The sequence below is a fragment of the Sarcina ventriculi genome, assembly GCF_900456775.1.
Lineage (GTDB): Bacteria > Bacillota > Clostridia > Clostridiales > Clostridiaceae > Sarcina > Sarcina ventriculi.
On sequence record NZ_UAUL01000001.1, the window covers coordinates 322078 to 334371 of the forward strand.

General features: G+C 27.2%; 10 protein-coding genes. All 10 read right to left on the minus strand.

The annotated features are described in order from the left end of the window. Nucleotides 1-69 precede the first annotated feature (69 nt). The gene (gene rpoN, locus DR020_RS01465) at nucleotides 70-1449 is read right to left on the minus strand and encodes an RNA polymerase factor sigma-54 (RefSeq protein WP_174208895.1); all 1380 of its coding nucleotides are present in this window, start codon (nucleotides 1447-1449) and stop codon (nucleotides 70-72) included. Nucleotides 1450-1592: 143 nt separating this feature from the next. After that, nucleotides 1593-2636, minus strand: a complete 1044-nt coding sequence (locus DR020_RS01470) for a BMP family lipoprotein (RefSeq protein WP_112365070.1) — start codon at nucleotides 2634-2636, stop codon at nucleotides 1593-1595. A 270-nt stretch (nucleotides 2637-2906) separates the two neighbouring features. Beyond that, nucleotides 2907-3746 (minus strand): DegV family protein, encoded by an 840-nt coding sequence (locus DR020_RS01475; RefSeq protein ID WP_055258467.1) that lies wholly within the window; start codon nucleotides 3744-3746, stop codon nucleotides 2907-2909. 12 nt (nucleotides 3747-3758) lie between these two features. Then, on the minus strand, nucleotides 3759-4220 hold the full coding sequence (locus DR020_RS01480) for a tRNA (cytidine(34)-2'-O)-methyltransferase (protein ID WP_055258466.1): 462 nt from the start codon (nucleotides 4218-4220) through the stop codon (nucleotides 3759-3761). Nucleotides 4221-4417: 197 nt separating this feature from the next. Then, the gene (locus DR020_RS01485) at nucleotides 4418-5827 is read right to left on the minus strand and encodes a VanW family protein (RefSeq protein ID WP_112365071.1); all 1410 of its coding nucleotides are present in this window, start codon (nucleotides 5825-5827) and stop codon (nucleotides 4418-4420) included. 147 nt (nucleotides 5828-5974) lie between these two features. Continuing rightward, nucleotides 5975-6919: a glycoside hydrolase family 25 protein gene (locus DR020_RS01490; protein WP_112365072.1), complete on the minus strand. Its 945-nt coding sequence runs from the start codon at nucleotides 6917-6919 to the stop codon at nucleotides 5975-5977. A gap of 73 nt (nucleotides 6920-6992) precedes the next feature. Continuing rightward, the gene (locus DR020_RS01495) at nucleotides 6993-7895 is read right to left on the minus strand and encodes a D-alanine--D-alanine ligase (protein ID WP_112365073.1); all 903 of its coding nucleotides are present in this window, start codon (nucleotides 7893-7895) and stop codon (nucleotides 6993-6995) included. 183 nt (nucleotides 7896-8078) lie between these two features. Then, complete coding sequence (locus DR020_RS01500; protein WP_112365074.1) at nucleotides 8079-9005, minus strand: D-alanine--D-alanine ligase; 927 nt, start codon at nucleotides 9003-9005, stop codon at nucleotides 8079-8081. Nucleotides 9006-9180: 175 nt separating this feature from the next. Beyond that, the gene (locus DR020_RS01505) at nucleotides 9181-11556 is read right to left on the minus strand and encodes a sensor histidine kinase (RefSeq protein ID WP_055258458.1); all 2376 of its coding nucleotides are present in this window, start codon (nucleotides 11554-11556) and stop codon (nucleotides 9181-9183) included. Nucleotides 11557-11637: 81 nt separating this feature from the next. Next, nucleotides 11638-12273, minus strand: a complete 636-nt coding sequence (gene nth, locus DR020_RS01510) for an endonuclease III (RefSeq protein WP_055258457.1) — start codon at nucleotides 12271-12273, stop codon at nucleotides 11638-11640. Nucleotides 12274-12294: the final 21 nt, after the last annotated feature.

Consider the following 12294-nt stretch of genomic DNA (forward strand, 5'->3'; position numbering starts at 1 on the left):
TTTAAAAGTATTTTTTTAAATTTTTCAGAAAATTTTTATTTAATTGGCGTAATTATACCTATCATCCATTTAAAATCTTTTTCTTTTACTAGAAGATTTTATACCTATCTCTTCTCTGTATTTTGCCACTGTCCTTCTAGATATATTCATACCATTTTTATTTAATTTTTCACAAATTATCTGATCTGATAATGGTTTTACCTTATCTTCTTCATTTACCATCTTCTCTATGATTTTTTTAATATTCACAACTGAAATATCCTCTATTTTATTACTATTTTTACCATTTGTTTGTATTCCATTTGTAAATAAATCTTTAATTTTTATTGTACTAAAAGATGTTAGTATATATTTTTCCCTAATTGCCCTTGATATAGTTGATTCATGCATATCTATCTCTTCTGCAATCTCTTTTAATGTCATAGGAATTAATGCACTTTCACCTTTTTCAAAATAACCTCGTTGCTTTTTAACAATTTTCTCTAAAACTTTATGCAATGTTGTTTTTCTATGATTTATACTTTTAACTAAAAATAATGCTTTATCTATTTTTTCTTCTATATATTTTACCGCATCCTTATCATCATTATCTCTAAGTATTTCATTATACATAGAATTTATCGATAACTTAGGCAAAACTTTATCATTCATCACAATAAAAAATTCATTTCCTATTTTTTTTATTTCAGCATCAGGAATTATAAATTTCATATTTTCTCCAGTATAAAAACCTCTTGATGGTTTTGGTTCCAATGTTTTTATTAAATCACCAAAGCTTTGTGCTTCTTTTGCTGTTATTTTTAACGCTTTACCGATAAGTTGATATTTATTATCTGCTAAGTCTTCTAAATGATTATTTATAATTTTTTCTAACATTTCGTTATCTTTTCCAAGCCTTTTTAATTGAAGTATTAGACATTCCTTTATATCTCTTGCCCCAATGCCTGCTGGCTCTAAATTATGAAGAAGTATTAAGGCTCTTTTTACATTTTCTTTTCCACATCCTAATTCCTCTTCTATTTCTTCAGTACTTACATCTAAATATCCTCTATTATCTAAAGATTCAATCATATAACTGCAAATACTTCTTAGATAATCATCAATTGGTATATCTATAATTTGTTCTAACAAATGTTCCTTTAATGATTTTGGATTACTTATAAACGTAAATGGAGAAACACTATCTTCACTGTAATCACTATAGCTTTGAGAACCATAATTATCTGATTCAAAATATTTTATAAGTTCTTTATATTCTAATCTATCTTGTTCTTTTGTTTTATTTTCTAAACTTTCATATTGAACTTCTAAAACTGGATTTTCTAAAAACTCTTTTTCTATATATTCCCTTAAATCATTAGTCGACATTTGTAATAATTTAATTGATAGTTGCATTTGTTGTGTCATTATAAGTTTTTGTTCTTGTGTTAAATTTAAATTAAAATTCATTTCCATTTTTAAAACACCTATCCTTATTTAAACATATATCTTCGTTTAAATATCTATCATAAAACATACAAATATTAAGTTTCATTTTTAATTATCTTATAAATAACATTTTTTTTCAATATCAAACAACTTTAATAAAATCATTAACTCCCCATTATCTCATTGCTAGTTTTAGGTATAGTTAACTCTCCATTTATTATTAAACCTTTATAATATTTTACTATATCTAAAACTTCTGAAGGAACAATATTTTTTGTACTACTTGCTATATCTATTGCACCTTCCTTTAAACCAAGTCTTAAGATATTATCTTTTCCCGCCTTAAATGTTCCCTTTGTAAATTCTTCAATTGAATTATAAACTGCTAAATCTGTTTTCTTAATCATAGAAGATAATATACACCCTAAATATTCTTTAAGCTTTTCACCCTGATCCTCATCTATTCCTATAGCATATTTACCCTCTTCCTTTGCAGCTTTAAAAACACCAAGACCACTTTTTCCAGCAGCATGAAATATTATATCTACACCATTATTATATAGTTCCTTTGCGACCATATATCCTTTTTCTTCATCATTAAAATCCATAGTGTATCTAATATTTTTTTGATTTATCAAATCTTTTGCAGCATCTTTATTAACAACCTGAATACCATAGGCAAATCCTGTTCCTATTTCCTCAATTATTGGAGCTTCTACCCCTCCTATGAAACCTATTTTATTTGTCTTAGTCATATTACCAGCTATAATTCCCATTAAAAAAGCCCCCTCTTCATTTTTAAACATTATAGATTTTATATTAGCTAAATTTGAGGTACTATCTATTAAAACAAAATTTTTATTACTATTATTTTTAGCTACATTTTCCATACTATCTTTCATTCTAAAACCAACTCCAAAAATCAAAGAACTTTTTTTAGCTAAATTTCTTATATTCCTTTCATATTCAGATATTTCTTTGCTTTCTAAAGTGGCATATTTCACATTAAATTCATCTCCCGCCTTAACTAGACCCTCATAAGCAAAATTATTAAATCCAAAATCATCAATTCCAGCAGTATCTGCATTTAATCCTATATTCGAAGTTTTGGATATAGAGATTTCTCCCACATCTAAACTTCCATTTTCACAACCAATTAACATAAAAAGAAATACTATTATTATTCCTAATTTAAATATCTTCCTCATAAATACACAACTCCTAAACTTTTAATATAAACTATCTATTATCTTTATTTATATCTTTCTCAAAGTCATATGTATCTTATGTATTTAATCAATAAATTTATTTTATTCAAATATTATCACACATTTAGATTGCTAAAATATTCAATACTATACCCATTTCATTCAAATTAAAATGGCTTTATTAAAGATACCACTTTAATAAAGCCATTTTTTAATTAATTTAATTGTTCAATCATTTTTAACATAACTTTTGCCTAAATAAAATGCACACTAGTAATTTTTAACAAAAAATAAACCGCAAGCTTTAATTCCTGAATGTATTCCAACAGCACATCCAACTCTTTGATGTATATATTCTATATTATTACTTTCTAAATATTCCCTAATAGTAGTACAAACTTCAGGACTTTCAACTTCTAATAATATTACAGGTTCACCTTGTTTTCTATCTGTACTATTAAATTTTTCTACAACTTCTTTTATAGCTTTTTTAGTACCACGAACCTTACTGTAAACATTCATTTCACCATTTTCTACATCTAATAATAGTTTTATACCTAATGCTCCCACTAACATAGCCTTCCCCTTTGAAAGTCTTCCACCCCTTACAAGGTTATCTAAACTTTCAAATACAAGCCCTGCATCTATAGCTTCTCTATACTTTAATATTTCCTCTTCAATTTCATTTAAAGTAAAACCATCTTCTATCATTGTAGCTGCTTTTAAAACTATAAGACCAAGACCTGATGTTACATTTAACGTATCTATAACCTTTATATCTTCGCTACCAATTTCCATTTTAGCTATTGTAGCTGATTGATATGTTCCACTCATCTTTGATGACAACGGTAAAACTATTATTTTATATCCTTCGTCAAGCCACTTTTTATAAGATTCAACAAATCTACTAGGTGTAACTTGAGATGTAGTTGGAAGCACATTTTCTCTCTCAATTCTTTCTTGCATTGCGTTAAAGTCTATATCTATTCCATCTAAATAACTCTCTTCTCCAAAATTAATCAAAAGAGGTAAGACCTCTATTTTATATTTTTCTATTAAATTTTTTGAAAGATCGCACGAACTATCTGTAATTATTTTTATTTTTTCCAAATTAAATCCCCCCTATTTCATATTTGGAAAACCAATACCCTTTAATGCTTCATAAGTAACAATGGCTACAGTATTTGATAAATTTAAGCTTCTAGTTGTGGTATTAATCATAGGAACTCTTATCTCTATATGATTTTTATGAACCTCTTCAGGAACACCTGATGATTCTCTTCCAAACATTATGAAATCCCCTTCTTTATAACTTACATCACTATATAATCTATCAGTATGAGTTGATGATAAATAAATTGTTTTATCACCATGCTTTTTCATAAAATCTTCATAACTTTCATATATTTCTAAATTTAATTGTTTCCAATAATCTAATCCTGCACGCCTTACATGTTTTTCATCTAAACTAAATCCCATAGGCTTTATTATGTGTAGTTTAGAATTAGTTAAAACACATGTTCGTGCAATATTCCCTGTATTTTGTGGTATCTCTGGTTGATACAATACTATATTTAAATTCACTTGATTTTCCTCCGAATAACCTATTATACTTGGTTTAATATATTCAAGTTATATCATATTACCTAATTATATAAAATGCAAGAAATTATTTGGTTAAAATATACTTATATCACTTCTTTTATTTTTCACACAAAGTTTTTATAAAATAATGTAAACTAAAAGACTGCATCATTTAACCGATTCAGTCTTTCACTTTATTATTCACTTATTTCAGTTTGTCCTGTTCCTATTCCACCAGTTCCTACCTTTAACACTCCATCTACTTTAGAATAATTATATGTTCCAAGTAGCTTTCTAGAAACTTCTTTTCCATTTTCATAAGTAACCACATAAGCACTTGATTTATATCCATCAACAGGCTTAGTTTGCCAAACTTCTTGACCTTTAGATAAACTTGCATCATTTACCCTTGTAACTGTGGCTTTTGATGTAACTTCAGCATTTGTTGCTAATAACTCGTAACTTTTATCTCCTTTAGCTTGTGTATTTCCATAAATATTAATTGTCATAACCTTAGAACCATTAGTTGTAGCCTCTATATATATAGGCACATTGTAGGTATTAGTAAACTTGTAGTCTAAATATCCCCAAGCAACAGCACTATCTAGACCATAATCTGAGTAAGATGTTTTAAGTGAATGGTTATGTCTCTCTGTTGGAACTAATCCTGCCCTTATTACCGCTCTGTTTAATGCAGTAGATACCTGACATATTCCTCCTCCTAATCCATCAACGACCTGATTTGATACAAAAGTAGCAGCATTTTTATATCCTCTTGCCTCAGTTCTTTCACCTACTATATTATTAAAACTAAAAGTTTCTCCTGGCATTATCAATGTCCCATTAATAGATTTTAAAGCTAATGCTATATTAGTAGCCCTTGCATCAGTTGATGATGAATAATCAGATGTAAAACTTCCTATAACCCCATTTATACTCTCTAATTCTGCTGTTGTAACACTTGGTGTAGTTTCTGTAACTGGAATATCAACTACAATCGTTTTATCATTTAAATCCTCACTAATATCATTGTTTATTGCATTTTTTACAAGAGTATCTACATCATTAACATCTATATCTCTTCCATTAGAACTAGAACTTACTACTAATTTTCCATTCACCATAGATATTGTTGCATTCTTTGCTGCTATATCTACCTTTTTTTCTAATTCTTCCTCGTATTTTTTTAGCTCATCTTCATTATAATCAACAGTTAAATCTAAATTTTCGCTAATTCCTTCATGTATATATTTTTGTTTTTCAAATATATTTTTATTTTTTCCTATCTCCATAGCTTTTGCAACAACATCATCTATATCATACTGAGGTGATAAATCAGAAAAATTTATATCTATCTCTTCATCATCAGCCTTTATAATTATCTCCTTGTTTTCAGCAACTTTTCCGTATTTACTTTTTAATGTTTCTTCAGCTTGATTTTTTGTCATTCCACCTAAATCAATTCCTTCAACAGTAATTCCTGGATATATTTTATTTGACCATTCATCCACAACTCTTTTTGCATTATCATAATAAATTCCACTTGCAGTTGCGCCAATAGCCATTGCAACTGATGTACTTATTAGGATTTTCTTTATTTTCCCCATTTATTTTATCCCCTTTTTGAAACTCGTTTAATAATTATTTTAATAATACATTATTTATGAATTATAGTCAAAATATATAATAAAATTATAAAAATGTTGTATCTTTATATTTAAATTATTTGACACAACACTTTTAATTTTAATATATTAACTTAATATATATTTGCTTCTTTCTAATGAAAAATCTCCTGCATAATCAAAAGCCTCTATACTTATTTCTATGTCTTGATTTTTAGGCAAATTAAACTTACTCTTATTTATATTAAACTTAGTCGTTTTAGAGGATACTGTTCCTGCATAAAGAGAATTTATAAATATATTATACCCTGATATATCTGCTTCAGTATTAGCTTTCCAATAAACTGTAATAATGCTTCCGTTTTGCACTGCATAAAGCCCTACAACAGGTGCTGGTGGCATTAAGTATGCTATATCTATCGGACCCCAATTTAAATCTACTGGATTATCTATTCCTGATAGCTTCCCTTCATCAGTATATTGCCAAAGAGTCCATTTACTCCACCCTCCAATATTAGGTGGATATTTAGGATTTGATAAAATTCTAGGATACATAGCTATCCAAAGAGGCATATTACTCAATGGATATCCTTTTCCTTGAATATTAAAATTATCATATAATTCTATAAAAAAAAGCCCTGTATAATACATAATTTTTCTTCTAGTCTTTTGTTCAAACCTAATTTTAAACCTTTGTATCCAATTTATTAGTCCTGTAGTTGATATAGATCCATCAATAGGTTCCTCCACATCTAAAACAGGAAATAAATCACCATAGTTTCCCTGTCCAAACCCTAATTGTAATGTATTTATGAAATTATCACATTGACTATCTGCTGTTGTTAAATCATAAGATGGAATTCCATAATGATATGCACCGCATGGAATACCTCTTCTTAAACATTGTTTTGCAAAATTTACAAACTGTCTATCAACATTAAATGTTCCTGTGCTTGAACTAGATGCTCTAAGATATACGAAATCAGAATTATTAGCTAATAAATCAAAATTTACATTTTGAGTATATTGATTTATATCTGGTCCAAAAGTATTATTAGAACTTTTATCTTGCATGAAATTACTCTCTTATAAAATTACTATATACTATATAATTTATAATTTTTCATTTCAACATGTTACTATTATTTTATCTTTTTTCTTTCAAAGAATATTCTATAATTAAATCCAAAAGAGTTGAAAAATCTATATTTATACTATTACAACTTTTAGGAAATAAACTGTTTTTAGTCATTCCAGGCAACGTATTAACTTCTAATACATAACTTTCCCCATCTTTAATTATCATATCTACTCTAGCGTAAACACTACATCTTAGAGAATCATAAGCATTTAAAGCTATAGTTTCTATTTTTTTTTGCATATTTTCATTAAAATTAACAACATACTCATAAGCTTCACTGTCAGTATATTTAGATTTTAAGTCAAAGAATTTTCCCTTTGGTTTTATAGCCAATATAGGTAAAACTTTGCCATTTAATATAGGACAGGTTATTTCATCACCCTTTATATATTCCTCTATTATTGCTATTTTGTCATATAAAAGTACAGTTTCTACTGCTTTTTTTACATTTTCCTCCTTTTCAATTAAAAATGTAGCAACTGAAGAACCACCACTATTAGGCTTTATAAATATAGGATATTTCATTTTTTTTATATAATCGTAATCTATATCATTTACAGATTTTATAGAAATCCATTTAGGCGTTTTTATATTTTGTGATACCATTATTTTTTTTGCAATATCTTTATCCATGCATATAGAACTGCTTAATGCATTGCATCCTGAATAAGGTATATTTAATACTTCCAAAATTTTTTGTACACTACCATCTTCACCAAATTTTCCATGAAGGGCTAAGAATGCAAAATCTATATTATTACACTTAGCTAAAACATCCTCTTTTTTATCTATTATTATAGGTACAACTTCATATTTTTTTTTATTTATATTGTTAACTATTGCTTTACCTGTCTCAAGTGATACGTCCCTCTCTGTTGAAATACCACCCATTAATACTCCTATCCTCATTGCTCTTTCCTCCAAAAACATACTCTATATATAGTACAAAAGCATTTCTTCTTTTGTTATATATTTTTTGTTTATAGTTAACCTTAATTTCTGTTTCTATTTAAAAATAAAAGGTTAAGATAAACTTATCTTAACCTTTTATTTTTAAATATATAATTTTAATATTTATAATTTACTTAAAAATTATTTTGCTATTTGATTTCTTTTAACTCTTAAAGATCCTTCAATTATTAAATCTAAAAGTTTTGGTATATCTATACCAGCTGCAGCTGCTCCTAATGGGAAAAGACTGTTTTTAGTCATTCCAGGTAATGTATTAACTTCTAATACATAAGGAACTCCATCTTTTATTAACATATCTATTCTTGTATATACACTTGATTTTAAAAGTTTATATGTCTTTTCTGCCATTTTTTTAACCTCAGCATGTACTTCTGCTGGTAATTCAACAACATATTGATCCGCTCCACCATCACAGTGTTTTGATTCTTTATTATAGAAGAAACCATTGTTTGGTTTTATAGCAACTACTGGTAACATTTCACCATTTAATACTGGACAAGTTATTTCATCACCCTTTATATATTCTTCTATCATAACTTCAGTATCGTATTGTAAAGCTTCTTCTACAGCCTTAGCTATATCTTCTTTTCTTTCAACGAAAGTTGTAGCTACTGATGAACCTCCGTTATTTGGTTTAACAAATACTGGGTAAGTAACCTTTTCTATAGCATCATAATCTATATTTTCTACTGAATCAACCATTGTCCATTTAGCAGTTCTAACTCCACCCCAGTCTAAAATTCTTTTTGTCATATCTTTATCTATTCCAATAGCTCCACTTAAAGGACCACATCCTGAATAAGGTATGTCCAAAACTTCTAAAACAGATTGAACTGTTCCATCTTCACCAAATTGACCATGTAATGCTAAAAGTGCAAAATCTAATCCTTGATCTTTAACCTTTGTTATTACATCTTCTTTTTCTTTTAAAACTATTGGAACTACTTCATATTTATTTTTATCTAAGTTTTCAACCATTACATTTCCGCTCATTATAGATATTTCTTTTTCTGTAGAAATACCACCCATTAAAACTCCAACTTTCATTTCAAAATCCTCCAAACACTTTGTTTAATTTAGACACATACACAAGTGCCTTCACCTAAGTAATATTATATAAATTTTTTCATAAAAAAAAAGAACCACTAATCCTTTTATTTAACCTGTTAGTGGTTCTTAGTGGTATAAAAATTTATTTTTATAAAGATGAAAACTAGAAATTTTAATTTAATTCATATATATCTGCAAATTCTATAGAAATTCTATCTACCGATGATTTATATCTACTTTCTTTTTCTTTTATAACAACATTCTCCTCAATCACGTTAGGCAATAAAACTATAAAATTACATCCTTTTTCAGTATCATCTTTAAGATACACACGACCTCCATGGAGTTCTACTAATGACTTAACTAAAGCTAGTCCAATTCCACTTCCTTCTTTATTTCTATTATAAGATTTATCAACTTGAATAAATCTTTCAAAAATAAATTTTCTCATATGCTTAGGAATTCCTATACCATCATCTTTGACGCTTATTTCAACCCATTTATTATCATCTACCAAAGCTATATTTACATCTATATTTCCTCCGGTTTCAGTAAATTTAACAGCATTTGATAAAAGATTTAAAACAACTCTCTCTATTTTATCAGGATCACATCTTATTTCTAATTCTTCTACCTCTGTATCAAAAATTATATTTATTTGCTTCTCCTCTACATAAGGAACTATGGACATAGTAATATCTTCTACTAAATTCACTATATCATAATTTGTAAAATCCATTTTTAAAAATCCTGAATCAATTTTTGTTATATCTATCAAATTATTTACAAGTCTTAACATTCTAAAGCAATTTTGTTGCATGCTCTTATAATATTTATCATAATACTCTATAAATCCATCTTGATCACTATTTTTCTTTTTATAATCTAAAAGTTGAATACATGAGTATATTATATTTATAGGTGTTCTAAGTTCATGAGATAAATTTGCAAAAAACTCATTTCTTATTTGTTCATACTGTTTTACTTCTCTATATTTTTTTTGAAGAGATCTTATAGCATTTCTATGTTGTAATCCTCTAGATACAATAACTTTTCCTATTGGTTCTTCATAATAATCTCTGATAGTACTTATGACTGATTCCACAGCTACCAACTTATCATTTTTACCTACAAGTTTATGCTCAATAAAGGTGCTAACATCTCCTTCTTCAATCATTATACTTAATGATTCACTATCTGTATTATTTACGATATCTAAATAATTTTTTCCTATTAATTCTTTCTCATCATATCCCAACATAGCACTTACTGTAGTATTCACATAGTTTATAACTCCATTCATATCAACAGTAAATATTAAGTCTTTTATATTTTTGGTTATAAGACGTAATCGCTCTTCATTAACTTTAAGTTCATGACTTACATTGTAATCATCCGTTATATCTCTAGTTGTTAAGACATTATATATACATCCATACTCATCACTTAATCTTTGTAGGCTACCTCTTATAACCCTACCGTCATTTGTGAAAAAGTTTCCGTTCCATCCTGACTTATTATTTTTTACATATTCATAAGCCGACAATCTTTGATCTACACTTATAACATTTAAAAGATTATGGTTAAGTTGCTCATATCCTTTTTCGGTTCTGTCAACGCCCCATTGTTTTCTAACTTTTTTATTAGCATATACTATTTTATCATCTCTATCCCTAACTACTATATCATTATATCTATCTTCTTCAGATATTGCATAAAACACCAATAATTTTTGATGCAATTCTCTACTTTCCTTTACTTTGAGAACAAATTCTATAAATATTCCAACTATTAATATTATGTATCCACCCATACTAAATATATTAGAGTACTCGTTAATTATGGGCCTATAACCCCAAGCATAAAGATTTGCGTATACACTTTTAATTATAAAGAGATCTAAACTTATAGATATTATAGTGTATATAAATTCATTAGTTTTCAAACTCTTCCTTATAATCATAATTATAATTATAAAATGATATATTGACAGTATGATATTTGAAACAAATAATGATATCCACAAAGGTTCATTATGCCCAAAAGATTCTAACATTTTTAAACTGCCTATAGATAAAAGTGCTGTTACTATAACTGTAATTAATGTAAATAATATTTTTCTTTTAATTATTAGTTTAGCAAGCTTATTTTCTGGAACAACAACTAGTGTTACAAACAATGCTCTAAACAAATATGTAAAAATAATAAGGGAAGTAGCTACGACACTTAATCCTCCTAAGTTTTTAGAATACAAACTGGCACAAACATATTCACAAGCTAAACTTACAAATACTAAAGACATAAGATATAAATCATCTTTTTTATATGTATAATAGTATAACCAACAACTTATAATTGCTAACGCCGGTATTCCAAAACTAGCTTCTCTAGATATTATATAATCTAAAATAGTATTTTTTACTTGATATATATGAATAGTATTTAAAAGTGCAACAGCTGTAAAAATAGCTGCAATTATTATTACTAACTTTATAGCTCTATTTATTTTAATTTTATGATTATTTGTATAATTTATATCTATTATCATAGTCACCTCTATAAAGAACATTCAGACGTTACATTATTATCTTCGATGTTAATATAAAACATTTTTTAATAAATAAATTTTTTATTTTTCAGTCATTTCTTTATAATATTTACAGTATTGGTTAATTATACAATTATTGCATTTAGGAGATTTTGCACTACAGCATCTCCTTCCATGGAATATTATTAAGTGATGTGCTAATGACCACATATCCTTTGATATTTCTTTTTGAAGTTGTTTTTCAACATCTAAAACATTTTTTCCATCTGCAAGACCTATTCTATTTGAAACTCTAAACACATGAGTATCAACTGCAATTGCTGGAATATTAAAAGCATTTGATATAACAACATTAGCAGTCTTTCTTCCAGCACCAGCTAAAGAACTTATTTCTTCTATAGTTTTTGGAACCTCTCCATTAAAATTTTCCTTTAACTGCTTGCACATCATAAGTAAATTTTTAGTTTTATTTCTATATAGACCTATTACTCTGATTCTATTTTCTAATTCTTCTTGAGTAATTTTACTAAATGATTCAACGTCTGGATAATCATTAAACAAAGTTTTAGTTACTTCATTTACCTTTTTATCAGTTGTTTGTGCTGATAAAATAGTAGCTACTAAAAGTTGAAATGGTGTTTTGTAATTTAATTCACATTTAGCATCTGGATACTCTTCTTTTAATAGTTCTAAAATTTCTTTTGTTCTTTGTTTCATATCATTATACCTCTTAAAACT